Below are 16,920 nucleotides of genomic sequence, written 5' to 3'. Positions count from 1 at the left end.
TGCTATATCCTTTTTTCTTCTTAAAGTACTTTAATAATAATTCGAGAGTCATAAGTTAATCTAAGCCTTCACATAGTATATTCATTATTTGATTAACCCGACAAATGCCCGTTTCAATATATCCGCAGGCAGTTTACGCAAAATAGAAGGCATGAATGCGCCTATGGAAATGTATTAGAAGTCCTTTTCTCTGAAGCTTTTGTGCTATATCATCAAACAGATTGTCTGAGCCCACGAGTTATCTGTTTGATGATATGTCCAGCACAAAAGCTTCAGAGAATTAGGACTTCTTATACATTGGAATCGAAGCATTCATGCCTTCTATTTTGCGTAAACTGCCGTCCCCTTTTGAAAACCTTCCCTTTAACCACGCATAACTTAAAGATAATAATATTCCATCGCCTTTCATACCTTAATCTGAATTTCTTAATTAAACTGAACTCTCTCTATTCGATTCTTTCATGCAAGTAAGTAGGATTCTGTCAAAAACTTTTTGGATAGGGACACTTGGTTTTGACAAAGATTTTAATGGCACAACCCTATAATACAGGACTAAACGGACTAAATGGACAGCCGGGGCATGGATAACCCGCCTGCCGGAATAAAGTCCTGTAAGGTAAAGGGAGGACAGGTAGAGCAATGAAAGAACAAAATATGAGGAGAATATTCACCAGCCTGCTTGGTGTTATTATGGCAAGGGCGGTGTTCATGGGCATAAATCCATTTGCTATGGGGTATCTGGCGGCACTGTTTCTGGAACCAAAGGGACGGATATTGGCTATGGTTATGGTAGCACTGGGAGTTTTCACCGCCATGGGAACAGAAGAAATGATCAAATATCTGATAGCTATTATTGTATTTTCCATTCTGGTATCCATGATTGAATACCGCAGCAAAAAAATTAACATATGGGCAATGGCTGGGATTGCAGCTGGAGTAACCACAGTACTCACCTGCTTTTACAGCACATTGAGCAGAGATTTATGGCATTTTGTAGTAATGGGCCTTGCAGAAGGAGTCATTGTTTTCGTGTCTGCTCTTATATTCTGGAGGGGACTGGAGCCGGTTTTAAATCCCGGGATAAAGGGTGAGGCCCTGTCCAATGAGCAGATTATCGGACTTGCGGTTATGGGGGGAGTTATTATATACGGAATACCGGATATGAATTCTCTGGGCTTTTCCCTTCCGCTGACCTGTGCGATGTTCAGCGTCCTTCTTATCGGTTTTCGCTATGGAGCAGGCTTTGGGGCGGTAATAGGAGCGGCCTGCGGGATTATTCTGGCACTTCGGACCGGGGAGCTGAATCAGCTGGGTCTGATGTGCATGCTTGGTATTATCAGCGGAAGCTTTCGGGAGATGGGAAGGATTGTGGATTTTCTGGCCTATACAGGAGGCTTTCTTGTCCTCGGAGAGCTTTATAAGAACAGCAAGTTCAATCTGGAAGGTTTTGGGGTGCTAATCTCCTGTGCAGTGCTGTTTTTCCTGCTGCCTAAAAATCTGATATATGGTAAAAGGGCTGGTGAGAATGACAGGGAGGAGGAAGTGTTTGTTCATCAGAATCTGCAAAGCATTGCCAGAGGGAAGCTGAGAGATTTTTCGGAATCCTTTCACAATCTCTCCACCACGTTCCATTCCATCTCCGAGCAGAAGGAGGAGTTGGACAAGCTTGATAAAAGGGAGCTCTTTGACCAGTTATCGGAAAAGCTCTGCAAGGATTGTGAGAATTGCAGCTATTGCTGGGAGGGGCATTTTTATGAGACCTACGAGGGGGCCTACCGCATTATGGAACAGGTGAACGAAAATGGGACCGTATCCTTAAGTGAGATTCCGGGAGAATTTGCCTCCAGATGTATTTGTCTGGATAATTTCCTGGAGGAAGCAAAGAGAAGCATAGAGGTGGCAAGAATCAACATGGTCTGGAGTAATAAGCTGGCCCAGAGCAGGGCGGCGATTGCAGAGCAGCTGGGGGAAGTAGCCAATATTATCGATGATTTTTCTCTTGACCTGTATAAGCCTTATGAGGATGAGAGCAGGAAGGAAAGAATTGCCTCTGATCTGAGGCGCAGCCATATCCTGGTAAAGAAGGTGGCGGTGTTTGAAAAAAGGGACGGAAAGCAGGAAATTTATATAACCGCAAGAACGGATAAGGGCCGCTGTATTACGGCAAAGGAAGCCGCAGGCATCATAGGAAAGGCCTATGGGAAGCCCATGAGGCCCTATGAGGGCTGTAAGAAAGTAATCGCAAAGGAGCTGGATACCTTTACCTTTGTGGAGGATACGGATTACATGGTGTATACGGGCTTTGCCAGAATGAATAAAGAGAAGAATCCGGTATCCGGAGATAATTATTCCTTCCTGAACCCGGATACGGGAACCTTTATTATGAGCCTTGCAGACGGCATGGGAACCGGGCAGGGAGCTTATGAAGAGAGCGAGTCGGTCATCGAATTGCTGGAGCAGTTTATGGAAGCGGGTTTTCGAAAGGAATCCGCCATAAAGCTGATAAATTCCATTATGGTATTACGGGATAAGGAGGAGAGCTTTTCAACAATTGATTTAACCATCATAAACCTTTATACGGGCTTTTGTGATTTTATCAAGATGGGGGCTGCCGCTACTTTTCTTAAAAAAGCGGGAGAGGTGGAGGTCATACATTCCACCACGCTTCCTGCCGGTATCATCCAGAAAGCGGATTATGAAATCATAACCAAGAAGCTTTACAGCGGAGAATTTGTCATTATGGCTACGGACGGGGTGGTCGACTGTATACCGGGAGACGAAAAGGAGGAATTCATCAGTGAATTCCTGAAGGACCTTAAGACAAATAATCCGAAGGAAATAGCAAATTCCCTTTTAAATATGGCCCTGGAACAAAACGGCTGGGTCCCTGTTGACGATATGACGGTATTGGTAGCCGGCTTTTGGAGCAAGGCTTGATATTTCCCATGGTTCGAGGTAAAATGATAAAAAACTCTGGAGTTATTCATGATAAATAAGGTAAAACAATATATAAAGAAATATAAAATGCTTGAAAAGGGAGACCAAATTATTGTCGGTGTTTCCGGCGGAGCGGATTCGGTCTGCCTTTTTCACGTGCTTTTGGAGCTCCAAAGGGAATATGGCCTGACCCTTTATGTCATCCATGTAAACCATGGCATAAGGGGAGAAGAAGCTCTCAGGGATGAGGAGCATGTAAGGGAGCTTTGTAAAAAGGAAAATGTATCCTTCACCTCCGTTCATAAAGATATTCCGGCACTGGCAAAAGAAGGCAGAATGTCCCTTGAAGAAGCAGGAAGAAAAGTAAGGTATGAAGTTTTTAACCAGTATCTTATTGCATATAAGTGTAATAAAATTGCAATTGCACATAATAAAAATGATAACGCAGAAACAATTCTTTTCCATATGTTCCGGGGTAGTGCCCTTGCAGGATTAACAGGCATCAGTCCCATAAGGGATAAGCTTATCAGACCCCTGCTCTGCCTTGAAAGGCAGGAGATAGAGGAATATTTGCAGGAAAAGGGAATTTCTTTCCTGAATGACTCCACAAATTTTACGCTGGATTACAGCCGCAATAAGATACGGCTGGGCATTTTAAAGGAAGCGCGGGAAATAAACAGGGGTGCTGTGTCCCACATTGCAAAGGCCGGGGAAAGCCTGAAGGAAATTCAGGAGTTTATAGAAAAGTCCACACAAAAGGCCATGGAGGGAATACTTATAAAGGAGGAAAATAACAGTCTCCTCCTAAAAGCAGAGGAGCTTAAGGCAGAGGATGCCGTTATACAGAAAGAAGTGGTAAGGAAGGCTCTTTACCTGCTGGGTGAAAGCCTGAAGGATATCGAGGCAGTTCATGTGGCAGCTGTACTGGAGCTTTTGGATAAGCAGGCTGGAAGAAGGGTAAATCTGCCCTATGGGATTACTGCCGTAAGAGAATACCGGCATATAGAGCTGTTAATTGAAAAGAAAGACAGGAAGGAAGAAGCTTTCGCTGCAGATAGCGATATAGCAGAATGGGAGCTTATAATTCCGGGTGTTACCCCTCTTCCCCGAAGGGGAAAGAAACTTTATGGAGCAGAAATAAGTTCTGCCGGTGAAGAAAAGGGCCTTCCGGGAGCAGTAACGAGCGCTGCCGGAGAAGAAAAGGGCCTTTTAGAAGCAGGAACGAGTCCTGCCGTTGAAGCAAATACCCTTACCGGAACAGGAAAGAACCGGCCCTTTTTAGGAAAAAGTCTTATAGCCACAATTTTAAATTATAAAAAAAATATGATAATTCCTGAAAGTATCTGTACGAAATGGTTTGACTATGATAAAATTAAGGATACTGTGTTAATCCGCTTCCGAAAGCAGGGAGATTATCTTTGCATTGACAAACAGGGCGGCACAAAAAAATTAAAGGCCTTTTTCATAGATGAAAAGGTACCAAGACAAGAGAGAGATGTCCTGCCTTTACTAGCCGACGGTTCCCATATTATGTGGGTGATCGGGGGCAGAATAAGTGAAGCCTATAAGGTGGATGAAAATACAAGGAGGATACTTCAGATAAAATTGACGGAGGAAGAAGAAAATGAATGAAGATATCAAGGTATTAATATCCGAAGAGGAGGTAAATAAAAAAATAAGAAGCCTGGGTGAGCAGATAAGCAGGGACTACGAAGGAAAAGAACTGCACCTTATCTGTGTATTAAAGGGCGGAGTTTTTGCTACCTGTGAGCTGGCAAAGCATATCAGTGTTCCCCTATCCATCGACTTTATGTCAGTTTCCAGCTATGGAGACGGTTTCGTAAGCTCTGGAAGGGTTAAAATAATTAAGGATCTGGATGATTCCATTGAAGATAAGGAAGTACTTATTGTGGAGGATATCATTGATTCCGGTAATACACTGAAATATCTTGTAGACCTGTTAAATACCAGGAAGCCAAAGAGTGTCAGGATATGCACTCTTTTAGACAAACCTGACAGAAGGACTACGGATGTTGCGGTAGATTATGTAGGTTTTCAAATTCCCGATAAATTCGTGGTAGGCTACGGGCTGGATTATATGCAGAAATACCGAAACCTTCCCTATATCGGCGTAATTGAAGAATAGAAAGGAGGGGTGTTAAGTGAAAAGACAACTAAAAGGATATGGGGCTTATTTGGTTATCCTTGGCATTATTCTGGTCTTGTCGCTTGTTCATCAAAATATAAAAAGCAATCCCAATAATAATTATGAGTACAGCAATTTTCTGGAAGATGTCAATAATAATAATGTTACGGATGTAAGAATTTATCAGAATCAGGAAACTCCTACCGGAAAGGCCATTGTGACCCTGAAGGATAAGAGTGTGGAGAAATTCAATGTAACCAATGTTAGTGAGATGCGAAATGTTATCGATGATAAAATCGTAAATCAAAACAATAAAGAGCTTATCTATCATGTATATGATATTTCCAAGCCCAGCTGGTTTCTGACACTGCTGCCCTACCTTTTGGGCTTCGTAGTGATAATTCTATTATTCTCCTATCTTTCCAACCAGGCAGCAGGAGGCGGCGGTGGCGGCAGCAAGGTGATGAACTTTGGCAAGAGCCGGGCCAAGATGACTACCGATGAGAATAAGAAAACGACCTTTAAGAATGTGGCAGGTCTGGAAGAAGAGAAAGAAGAGCTGCAGGAAATCGTTGATTTCCTGAAGACACCCAAGAAATACACCCAGGTAGGGGCAAGAATTCCCAAAGGTGTATTGCTGGAAGGACCTCCCGGAACCGGTAAGACCCTTCTTGCAAAGGCAGTAGCCGGAGAAGCAGGAGTACCCTTCTTTAGTATATCCGGTTCGGACTTTGTTGAAATGTTCGTAGGTGTAGGTGCTTCCCGTGTAAGGGATTTATTTGAAGATGCCAAGAAGCATTCCCCCTGTATTGTATTTATTGATGAAATTGATGCGGTAGCCAGAAGAAGAGGAACCGGCATGGGCGGAGGCCACGATGAAAGAGAACAGACCCTGAACCAGCTGCTGGTCGAAATGGATGGTTTTGGCGCCAATGAAGGAATTATCGTAATGGCAGCAACCAACCGTGTGGATATCCTGGACCCTGCTATTTTAAGACCCGGCCGTTTTGACCGTAAGGTTATGGTGGGAAGGCCCGATGTAAAGGGCAGGGAAGAGATTCTTCAGGTTCATTCCAAGGGCAAACCCCTGGGAGAGGATGTTGACTTAAAGCAGATTGCCCAGACAACGGCAGGCTTTACAGGCGCAGACCTTGAAAACCTCTTAAATGAAGCTGCCATCAGCGCAGCAAAGGATAACCGCTCTTATATCATTCATGAAGATATCAATAAATCCTTTATCAAGGTAGGTATCGGTACGGAGAAAAAGAGCAGGATTATCTCCGAAAAGGAAAAGAAAATTACAGCTTACCATGAAGCCGGTCATGCAATCCTATTTCATGTGCTTCCGGACGTGGGACCTGTTTATACCATATCCATTATACCTACCGGAAACGGAGCGGCAGGCTATACCATGCCTTTACCGGAAAAGGATGAAATGTTCCAGACAAAAGGCGGCATGAAGCAGGATATCATTGTAGGCCTTGGCGGAAGGGCAGCGGAAGAGCTGATTTTTGATGATATTACGACCGGTGCTTCTCAGGATATCAAGGTAGCCACAAAGACAGCCAGAGCGATGATTACCAAATATGGCTTCTCCTCCTCCGTAGGAATGGTCAACTATGACAACGACGATGATGAGGTATTTATCGGAAGAGATTTAGCACATACCAGAAGCTACAGTGAAAATGTTGCCAGAATTATTGATGATGAAGTAAAGGGCATGATTGATAACTGCTATGGCGAGGCAAAAAAAATCCTCACAGATTACATGGATGTACTGCATAATTGTGCAAAACTCTTAATTGAAAAAGAGCGAATCAACCGTGAAGAATTCGAGTCACTTTTTCTCCAGAGGGGCGAAGGAAAGATTAACGGTGAAAATTCCCCTATTTTAGAAGTATAAATAGCCTATTACAAAAAAATGTCTGAAAATAAATGGTTTTTATATATTTTACAGGAGCGGATATTACGCAAGTAAAAAGATAAGAATAAAAACAGACAAAAAAAAATTATAAAAAATGCAATGTTTGTGCACACTTTTTGTATACATGATGTTATACTAATACTCGTAAACCCCAATACATTATATAGTTTTTGCTACACCCCATAAGTAACAAAATACCTTCTCCAAGAAAAGGACAGCACTCGGAAAGCTGTCCTTTTCTTTGCCCAAAAATAGATGCAGGTTGCTATTTTTCCTGAATTGATTTAATATACAATATCAGATAGTCCCATACAAAATTGGGAATCAGTAAAACGGAAGGGCCTGACTTGAGATTATGATAAATAAAGGTGCACTATACAGTGACGGAACGAAAGATTACAGAATACCTGCTGAACCCAGGGAATTTGAAACTGTAAAAATCCGCTTAAGGACTGGGAAAGGCAGCTTAAGGGTAAACCTTCATCCTTTCACAGGAGCGGAAGAAACAGAAGTAATCCGAATGGAGCGAGCGGAGGAAGAGGATTATTTCGATTATTATGAAGGTATGATTAAGCTCACGGACCAGCCGGTAAGGTATTATTTTGAAATAGAGGACGGAGAGAGCGTCTGTTATTATACAAAAGCAGGAGCAGTTGACAAGCCTCAGGATAAGTTCTTTTTTAATATTACCCCTGGTTTTCAGACACCGGAATGGGCTAAGGGAGCGGTGATTTACCAGATATATGTGGACCGTTTCTGCAATGGAGATGCCTCAAACGATGTGGAGAACAGGGAGTATTTCTATGTCGGAGATTATGTGAAGAAGGCAGAGGACTGGTACCAGTATCCGTCCGCTGTTGGAATCCGCGAATTTTACGGAGGAGATTTGGCAGGTATCATGCAGAAGCTTGGATATCTGAAAGACCTGGGAGTGGAGGTACTGTATCTGAATCCCATCTTTGTTTCTCCTTCCAACCATAAATATGATACACAGGATTATGATTATATAGACCCTCATTTTGGTGTCATAGAAGAGGATTGCGAAGAAGCCATGCCGGAGGGAGTATATGACAACCGCCAGGCATACCGTTATAAGAAAAGGGTAACAAGCCGTGTGAACCTGGAGAAAAGCAATGAGCTGTTTGCAAAGCTTGTGGCACTTGCCCATGAAAATGGCATGAAGGTAATTTTAGACGGTGTATTTAACCATTGCGGTTCCTTTCATAAGTGGCTTGACAGGGAAGGAATCTATGAGGGAGAAAAGGATTTCGCAGTCGGAGCCTATTGGGATAAGATAAGTCCTTACAGGGATTACTTTAACTTCCGGGAAGAGGGCTGGCCGGAAAATAAAAGCTATGACGGCTGGTGGGGATATGAAACCCTTCCGAAGCTGAATTACGAGGGTTCTGAGAAATTACAGGAAGAAATCCTGGCCATTGGTGCCAAATGGGTATCCCCTCCCTATAACTGTGATGGCTGGCGCCTGGATGTGGCTGCTGACTTGGGGCTGACCAGAGGGTTTAACCATAAATTCTGGAAGGACTTCCGCAGGTCTGTGAAGGAGGCTAATCCGGAGGCTGTGATATTGGCAGAGCATTACGGGGATTCCAGAGAGTGGCTCATGGGAGATGAATGGGATACTGTCATGAATTATGACGCCTTTATGGAACCTCTGACCTGGTTTTTGACCGGAATGGAAAAGCACAGTGATTCCTATGAAGAATCCCTTTATAATTCCGGGGCGGCCTTTGAAGGACTTATGAAGAATGCCATGGCAAGCTTTCAGACATCATCACTGCTTACGGCAATGAATGAGCTTTCCAACCATGACCATTCCCGCTTCCTTACAAGAACCAACAAAAAAGTAGGAAGAACAGCTACCCTTGGACCCAAGGCGGCTGAGAGCGGTATTAATAAAGGCGTATTGAAAGAGGCAGTGACAGTTCAGATGACCTGGCCCGGTGCCCCGACGGTCTATTACGGAGATGAAGCAGGGCTTTGCGGCTTTACCGATCCGGATAACAGGAGGAGCTATCCCTGGGGAAGAGAGGATATGGATTTAATAGCCTTCCATAAGGATATTATCGGCATCCATAAAGCCTATGAAGCTCTTAAAAGCGGTTCCCATCTTATGCTGCATACGGGATACGGCTATTTATGCTATGGAAGATTTAATAAGCAGGATAAATTTATTATAGCCCTAAATAACACGGAAGCCCCAATGGCAGTGGATATTGAAGCCTGGAGGATAGGGATAAAAGACACGGATACTCTTTCGAGGCTGATACTGACTACGGCGGAGGGGCATTGTATTGACTCTGAGATGTACTTTACCGACGGAGGGATATTAAAGCTTACTCTTCCTCCGGTATCCTCCCTTATTATAAAAAACTTCGTTGGAATTCAGGCTTGAGGATAACCTATAAGCAGTATTAAGTTTTTACCTTCTGGAAATATAAAAATATTATACGTTCCAGCCTTTTTACATCCATAAGAAGATAAAACTTAAAATAGACTTATAGGGAATGATAAGAATTATTCGAATTTTCTCTAAAATTAATACAAAAACCTCTTGAAATGTAAAACTGACTGTGCTATAATCTAACCTTGTCAGAAAGCTTTCAGATGCCGGCGTGGCGGAACTGGCAGACGCACAGGACTTAAAATCCTGCGGGCTTAATCGCCCGTACCGGTTCGATTCCGGTCGCCGGCATATTTCAGAAATTTTAATTTTGAAAGAAAGACTGACAACTTCATAGTATTTTGCGGGTGTAGTTCAATGGTAGAACACTAGCCTTCCAAGCTAGATACGTGGGTTCGATTCCCATCACCCGCTTTTTTCACGCCCTTTTTTCAGTTTAAATATTCAACTGCAGGTGAATTGCTCTTGTAAAGGGAAGCTGTCTGCTCAGGATTTTCCCGGTTGTTTCCTGTAATCAATCAAATTTGATAAATTTTTATAGAAAAGAGAAAGAATAGAAGCTCTGGAAGCTGCTGTAAAGGGAAGTGATGGAATAGGGCGAACTTTCGATTTCAAAAAAAATAACGGAGTATACTAATTTTTAACCCGATTAAAATCAATTTATTTTTATGAGGAAAGGAATGATTAGTATGCTCAAAATAAACAGTAACAGTCTGAAATATATTCTATTTTTCTTTGTAGGAGGTTTTTCCTACTGCGGTATTGAAACCCTGTTCCGGGGATATTCCCATATCTCCATGCTGATAGCAGGCGGAGTCTGCTTTTTGCTGATAGATTACATCAATCAAAAATGCAAGCATGAAATTCCCCTTCCGGGGAGAATGTTTCTCTCCTCTCTGGCTATAACGGCAGTGGAACTAATGGCTGGTCTGATCGTTAACCTGTGGATGCATCTTAATGTATGGGATTACTCCAACCAGCCCTTAAACGCCTGGGGGCAGATATGTCCTCTTTTTAGCCTGGTATGGTTCTTACTGTCCGCTCCGGCAATCTGGCTGGATAATTATCTTCAAAATGTGATAGGTGATAGTAAAATTGTGGAATAAGCGGGTGGCATTTATAGTCCGGAAGCTGGACTGAACGGTAACAATTCCTCCCATTTCCTAGGCCAACGGGTTTTCTTTTCAAAAAACTTGTGTTAAAATAAGCATAAGCCACTGGACAACGGTGTGCTTATGCTTATTTATTAACCCTATGGGAGCTAAACGTGAAGATTTTATTAGTAGGAATTAACGCAAAATATATACATTCTAACCTGGCGATACGAAGCTTAAGAAATTATGCCGCTCCTTACAAGGAAAGTATTTCCCTGGCTGAGTATACCATTAACCAGTATACGGAGGATATCCTGGTAGATATCTACAAACGTAAGCCGGATTTTATAGGCTTTTCCTGCTATATCTGGAACATGGGAATGATTAAAAAAATAAGCAGGGAAATAAAGAAGGTGCTTCCAGGCACCAGCCTGTGGCTTGGAGGACCGGAGGTTTCCTATGACCCGGAAGAGGTTCTGACAGAGCTTCCCTGTATTGATGGGATCATATGCGGAGAAGGGGAAGAGACCTTCCTGGATTTAATGCACTTTTATACCGGAGACAGAGAAGGATTAAAGGACATCAGAGGGCTTTGCTGCCGGGAAGAAAACGGCAGGCTCTATCGGACAGCCCCGAGAAAGGAAATGGACATGGATGCCATACCCTTTCCCTATGAGGAGCTTACAAGCCTTCAGAATAAGATAATATATTATGAATCCGGGCGGGGCTGTCCCTACTCCTGCAGCTATTGCCTTTCCTCGGAAAATAGGAAGGTACGCTTCCGGGACCTTAAGAAGGTGAAGGAAGAGCTGTCTGTCTTTCTGAAGGATAAGGTTCCTCAGGTGAAGTTTGTTGACAGGACCTTTAACTGCAACCATCAGCATGCGATGGAAATCTGGCAGTTCTTAAAGGAAAATGATAACGGTGTAACAAATTTTCATTTCGAGATAGCGGGAGAATTATTAAGGGAAGAGGAGCTGGCCCTTTTAAATACGTTAAGAGAAGGTCTCGTTCAGCTGGAAATCGGTGTACAGTCTGCCAATGAAACCACCCTGGATGCCATAAGGCGGAAAATGAGCCTGGATAAGATCAGGGAGGTGGTCCTCCGGATACAGGAGGGCAGGAACATTCATGTGCATCTGGACCTGATAGCCGGTCTTCCCTATGAGGATTACACCTCCTTCAGGGATTCCTTTAACGAAGTTTATTCCATGAAGCCGGACCAGCTTCAGCTGGGCTTTCTGAAGGTGCTGAAGGGCTCTTACCTTCATGGAGAAAAGGAAAAATGGGGCATTGTATACCAGGACGAGCCTCCTTATGAAGTGCTTTATACCAGATGGATCAGCTATGATGAGATACTGCTCCTGAAAAAAGTAGAGAGTATGACGGAAATGTATTATAACAGCGGGCAGTTTGAATATTCCCTTGCATACCTAATGCATTTTTTTGCTACTCCTTTTGACTTCTTTTTCGAGCTCGGGAATTATTATGAAGAACAGGGCCTTTTTCTTTTAAATTCCTCCAGAATGGGAAGGTATGAAGCCCTTCTGGGATTCTTTGACCAGTATATCGGGAAAAAAGCAGGCAGTGAAAGCACAGGTGAAACCCAAACATTGAAGCATCTGATGGTCCATGATCTGTATTGCAGGGAGAAGCTGAAAAGCAGGCCGCCCTTTGCAGAGAATTTTGACCGGTATAAAGCCAGGTACCAGGAATTTTATAAGGATAAGGACAGCCTTAAGAAATATTTGGGAGAGGCAGATATCCGTACGGAGGAGATAAAGGGAATGCTCCATATGGAACATTATCCCCTGAATGTATATGAGACGGCTGTCTCAGGCCGGGCAGTAGGGCAGGAGCAGTTTATACTATATGATTACAAAAACCGTAATCCCCTTAACAAACAGGCAAGGCAGATACCGGTAGATTTAATGATGGTATAGGAAAAAGTCAGACAAATTTACAGTATCCAATGATTAAATTTAATTTTACGAAAGGAGCAAATATGGCTGTTAAAAGGCTGACGAAGAACGAACGTGAGAGGGTCGGGCAAGTGCTCTCCCTTCTGGATGAACATTATACGATGGAATATAAGTGCTATTTAAATCATGAGACACCCTGGCAGCTTCTGATTGCAACCATTCTCAGTGCCCAGTGCACGGATGCGAGGGTCAATCTGGTTACAGAGGATTTATTTAAAAAATACAGGACCCTGGAAGACTTTGCAGCGGCAGACTTAAAGGAGCTGGAGCAGGACATTCACAGTACGGGCTTTTACCATAACAAGGCAAAGAATATCATAGAGTGTACAAAGACTTTGGTAAAAGAGTATGGCGGAGTTGTTCCGAAGGATATTGAAGCTCTTACAAAGCTGGCGGGAGTGGGAAGAAAAACCGCCAATGTCATCAGGGGAAATGTATATCATGAGCCCAGTATTGTGGTGGATACCCATGTAAAAAGGATATCCGGAAAGCTTGGGTTTACAAAGGAAGAGGACCCGGTAAAGATAGAGTTCGACTTAATGAAAGTGCTGCCGAAGGACCATTGGATTTTGTATAATCTTCAGATAATTGCCCATGGCAGAAGCATCTGTACTGCCAGAAGCCCAAAGTGCAGGGACTGTTTTCTCTTTAACCTTTGCAGATGGGAGGGAAAGAATGACGAATAAAAGTGACAGAATAACTTCCTTTGTCTGCTTTGACATTGAAACTACCGGACTTTCTCCGGAAGAGGATTACATAATAGAAATTGGTGCAGTCAAGGTAAGGGAAGGAAAAATTACAGAATATTTTAATGAGCTGATAAAGCCGCCGGTGCCCTTGCCGGAGAAAATCATCCAGCTTACCGGCATTACGGAGGACCTGCTGAAAGAGGCGGAGAATCAGGTAGAAGTGATACCGCGGTTTATAGAATTTGCCGGAGAAGACATCCTGATGGGGCATAACATCCTGTTTGACTATAGCTTCTTAAAGGTTGGTGCAGCCCGCCTTGGAATTCCGTTTGAAAGACAGGGGATTGATACTTTGAAAATCAGCCGGGGAGCCATTTCCGGGGATGAGAGCAAGAGCCTTACAAATCTTTGCAAACGCTATCAGGTAGTGAATGCAAGCGCTCACAGGGCATCTCACGATGCAAAAGCCACGGCTGTGGTCTATGCACATCTTTGCAATGAATTTTTTACAGAGCATAGCGGGCTGTTTATGCCAGTTCCGTTAAATTATAAAGTGAAAAAGGAGCAGCCAATTACTGCGAGACAAAAAAATTACTTGAATGATTTATTAAAATATCATAAGATAGAGTATAGGAAGCAGATAGACGAGCTGACAAGAAGCGAGGCTTCCAGACTGATTGATAAAATTATCCTGAATAAAGGCAGAATAAATGAGGTATTTTGAATAATACTATAATCGAAAGGAAAGGTGTAAGATGAACTTTAACAGCAATAAAGTCAAGAAAACGATTTCAACCATAATCGTAATTATTCTGGTGTTAGCTATGGTAGCTCCCATGGTAATTAACGTATTTTTCTAAACAGGTACGGATGTTTACAGTTATACATAAGTAAATAACTATAAATAATAAGTATCATCAATAAGTTATAAATTATGCTAGCAGAGGAGGGTAATTATGAGTATAAGCAAGAGAATGATAAGAATAGTGTTCCTATTATCATTATTCCTATTATCCGCTGGCAGCTATACAAAGGCTTTTGCCGCAGATGAAGACAATGCAATAACAAAAGGAGTATATATTGATGCGGTAGATATCAGCGGAATGACAAAGGATGAGGCAGCAAAAGCAGTAGCTGATTATGTGGATACACTAAAACAAAGAACTGTTACCGTAGATATAAAGGGTGAAAAAGAGCAGGTAAAAATAAGCGATTTAGGCTTTACCGACAAAAAGAACAATTATATTGAGGAAGCCATGGAAATTGGCAAAGTAGGTAATCTTATCAAGCAATATAAGGATTTAAAGGATACCCAGGAAAATAAACTCGTATATCATTTGGAGTTTTCCATAAATGAGCCAAAATTAAAAACCTTCGCAAAAAGACTTTCCAAACATAATGTAAAGGCGGCAAATGCAACGGTATCCAGAAAGAACGGAGCCTTTGTCTACACCGACGAGACTGTTGGCCAGAAGGTAGATACGGAAACTACCGTGGCAGCCATCAAGGATGCTGTTTTAAATAACTGGTCAGGGGAAGATGTCAGTCTGAGTGCAGAGGTAAAGGAGGTAGCTCCAAAGTATACCAGAAGTATGGTAGAGGAGTGTAATACCTTGTTGGGAACCTTCCATACAACCTTTACCACCTCCACAGCGGACAGGGCAGCCAATCTTGCCAATGGTGCAAGACTTATTAATAACACAGTATTATACCCCGGACAGGTTTTTTCTGCCTATGAAAAACTGGCACCCTTTACCACCTCCAATGGTTATTACCAGGCAGGAGCATATTCTAACGGTAAGCTGGTAGATTCCATCGGCGGCGGGGCCTGCCAGGTAACCACTACCCTGTACAATGCGGTGCTGTTATCAGAGCTGGAAGTAGTGGAGCGCGCCAACCATTCCATGACCATCAGCTATGTGGATTTATCTAGGGATGCCGCTATTGCAGGAACCTGGAAGAATTTAAGATTCAAGAACAATACCGATGCACCTGTCGTAATCGAAGCTTCCACTTATGGAAGAACCATTACCTTTAATTTATGGGGACATGAGAAAAGAAATACAAAGGGCAGGAAGGTTAAATTTGAAACCGTAATCGTAAGTCAGAGACAACCGGGAGCAGATGTGGTAACAAAGGACCCCAACCAGCCTCCGACTTATGTATATACCACCCAGTCAGCTCATACAGGATATGTGGCAGAGCTTTACAAGATCGTGTATGAGAATGGACAGGAAGTAAGCCGAACCAGAGTAAACAGGAGTGTCTATAACGCTTCTCCCAGATATGTAACCGTCGGTACCAAAAAGGAAGAAAAACCGGATAAAGATGTAACGGATGATAAGACGGATAAGGGAAAGGGAGATATCACATCGGATGATCCTGGGGATGTGCCTGCAATATCAGGAAATGATAAGGGCGGTAAAGAGGACAAAACAGGCAATAAGAAAGATACCAATAAAGAAAATAACAAAGAGAACAACAAGGAAAACAACAAGGAAAACAATAAAGGAAATACCACAGAAGACAATAGTAATGACAGTACCCAGGAAGAAAATACAGGCTTATAGGTCTGTGTGGGTTGTTGCATAACGGAATTTGGTTATGCAGCAACCCCTTTTCACAATCAAAAGGAATATATATGCTAAGAAAGAGGTTATCATGCAGGCTGGAAAAGTATCGGAACCGATATTGAAGCGTTCTGTTTTAAGGCAGATAAATCATAGAAGAGAAGAAGTGCTCTGGGGTCCGGGAGTGGGAATGGACTGCTGCATGCTGAATTTAAAAGAGGAAGAAGGAGTCCTGCTTACCTCTAACCCCATAACCTTTGGAAAGGACATGCCTTCCGATATTGCAGTACATAGTGCTGCCAATGATATTACGGCAGCAGGAGGAGAAATTATTGGAATTCTGATGACGGTTCTCTTACCGGAAGGGTCACCGGAAGCAATGCTGCAGAATATGATAAAGGAAACAGAAAAGACCTGTGAAGCCTGCCGGATAGAGATAATGGGAGGACACACCGAAATTACCACTTTTGTGAACCAGCCGGTCATAACTGTCACGGGAGTTGGCAAGATACGCCGCAGCAGGGCTACCGCCACCGCGGGCGTCCTGCCCGGAGATGAGATTGTAATGACAAAGTGGGCAGGCCTTTTAGGAACTGCCATCCTTGCCAGAGAACATAATAGGAAGCTTACATCCAGGTACAATCATGATTTCATCCAGAATGCCGTTCAGTTCATCAGCTATTTACCTACAGAAAAGGAAGCATTGTTATCGGAAAAGGCTGAGGTAAAGCTTATGCACAACGCATCCAACGGCGGAATTTTTGGTGCCCTGTGGGAACTTGGAGCACGTACGGGACTGGGATTAACAGCAGACTTAAATAAGATTCCCATAAAGCAGGAAACCATAGAAATCTGCGAATTCTTTGATATTAATCCCTACCAGCTGCTCTCAGGAGGCTCCCTGCTGCTGGTTACCGGGAAAGGAAATGAACTGGCAGATATGCTTTGTGACAACGGCATACCGGCCGCTGTAATCGGAAGATTTACAGAGGATATGGGCCGGATAATACGGAATCAGGACGAAAGAAGGTTTCTGGAGCCGCCTAAGAGTGATGAACTTTACCGGATTAAAGCTGTGAAATAGTAAAATAAAGCCAGAGTATGGCTGCATAAATAGAAAACAGGCCGGGAGAAATATGAGAGAGGAATAAAAGAC

General features: G+C 43.0%; 11 protein-coding genes and 2 tRNA genes. All 13 read left to right on the top strand.

Features of this window, described 5'->3' with window-relative positions:
- Positions 1–639: 639 nt before the first annotated feature.
- The 13 genes from spoIIE to BUB77_RS26160 all read left to right on the top strand — a co-directional run bounded on the left by spoIIE (position 640) and on the right by BUB77_RS26160 (position 16,848).
- On the top strand, positions 640–2,937 hold the full coding sequence (gene spoIIE / locus BUB77_RS26220; RefSeq protein WP_073280134.1) for a stage II sporulation protein E: 2,298 nt from the start codon (positions 640–642) through the stop codon (positions 2,935–2,937).
- A 48-nt stretch (positions 2,938–2,985) separates the two neighbouring features.
- Complete coding sequence (tilS, locus tag BUB77_RS26215) at positions 2,986–4,569, top strand: tRNA lysidine(34) synthetase TilS (protein ID WP_073280133.1); 1,584 nt, start codon at positions 2,986–2,988, stop codon at positions 4,567–4,569.
- Positions 4,562–5,083 (top strand): hypoxanthine phosphoribosyltransferase, encoded by a 522-nt coding sequence (gene hpt / locus BUB77_RS26210; protein WP_073280132.1) that lies wholly within the window; start codon positions 4,562–4,564, stop codon positions 5,081–5,083. Before tilS ends, hpt begins: the two co-directional genes overlap by 8 nt.
- 16 nt (positions 5,084–5,099) lie before the next feature.
- On the top strand, positions 5,100–6,986 hold the full coding sequence (gene ftsH / locus BUB77_RS26205; RefSeq protein WP_073280131.1) for an ATP-dependent zinc metalloprotease FtsH: 1,887 nt from the start codon (positions 5,100–5,102) through the stop codon (positions 6,984–6,986).
- Between the two features lie 376 nt (positions 6,987–7,362).
- Positions 7,363–9,420 carry a glycoside hydrolase family 13 protein gene (locus BUB77_RS26200; RefSeq protein ID WP_073280130.1) on the top strand — a complete coding sequence of 686 codons (2,058 nt, stop codon included), beginning with the start codon at positions 7,363–7,365 and terminating at the stop codon, positions 9,418–9,420.
- Positions 9,421–9,634: 214 nt separating this feature from the next.
- A tRNA-Leu gene (locus BUB77_RS26195) sits at positions 9,635–9,720 on the top strand.
- Positions 9,721–9,772: 52 nt separating this feature from the next.
- Positions 9,773–9,843, top strand: a tRNA-Gly gene (locus BUB77_RS26190).
- 266 nt (positions 9,844–10,109) lie between these two features.
- Positions 10,110–10,535: a putative ABC transporter permease gene (locus tag BUB77_RS26185; RefSeq protein WP_242962593.1), complete on the top strand. Its 426-nt coding sequence runs from the start codon at positions 10,110–10,112 to the stop codon at positions 10,533–10,535.
- 161 nt (positions 10,536–10,696) lie between these two features.
- Positions 10,697–12,466 carry a B12-binding domain-containing radical SAM protein gene (locus BUB77_RS26180; protein ID WP_073280129.1) on the top strand — a complete coding sequence of 590 codons (1,770 nt, stop codon included), beginning with the start codon at positions 10,697–10,699 and terminating at the stop codon, positions 12,464–12,466.
- A gap of 62 nt (positions 12,467–12,528) precedes the next feature.
- On the top strand, positions 12,529–13,191 hold the full coding sequence (gene nth / locus BUB77_RS26175) for an endonuclease III (RefSeq protein WP_073280140.1): 663 nt from the start codon (positions 12,529–12,531) through the stop codon (positions 13,189–13,191).
- Positions 13,181–13,918, top strand: coding sequence for an exonuclease domain-containing protein (locus BUB77_RS26170; protein WP_073280128.1), 738 nt, complete (start codon positions 13,181–13,183; stop codon positions 13,916–13,918). The genes nth and BUB77_RS26170 overlap by 11 nt, the downstream gene beginning before the upstream one ends.
- 232 nt (positions 13,919–14,150) lie before the next feature.
- Positions 14,151–15,764, top strand: a complete 1,614-nt coding sequence (locus BUB77_RS26165; protein WP_073280127.1) for a VanW family protein — start codon at positions 14,151–14,153, stop codon at positions 15,762–15,764.
- Positions 15,765–15,855: 91 nt separating this feature from the next.
- Positions 15,856–16,848, top strand: a complete 993-nt coding sequence (locus BUB77_RS26160; RefSeq protein ID WP_073280126.1) for an AIR synthase related protein — start codon at positions 15,856–15,858, stop codon at positions 16,846–16,848.
- Positions 16,849–16,920 lie beyond the last annotated feature (72 nt).

The sequence above is a fragment of the Anaerocolumna jejuensis DSM 15929 genome, from assembly GCF_900142215.1.
Classification (GTDB): Bacteria; Bacillota; Clostridia; order Lachnospirales; family Lachnospiraceae; genus Anaerocolumna; species Anaerocolumna jejuensis.
Note: the sequence above shows the minus strand (reverse complement) of the source record. Positions and strands in the feature narration are given on the sequence as shown.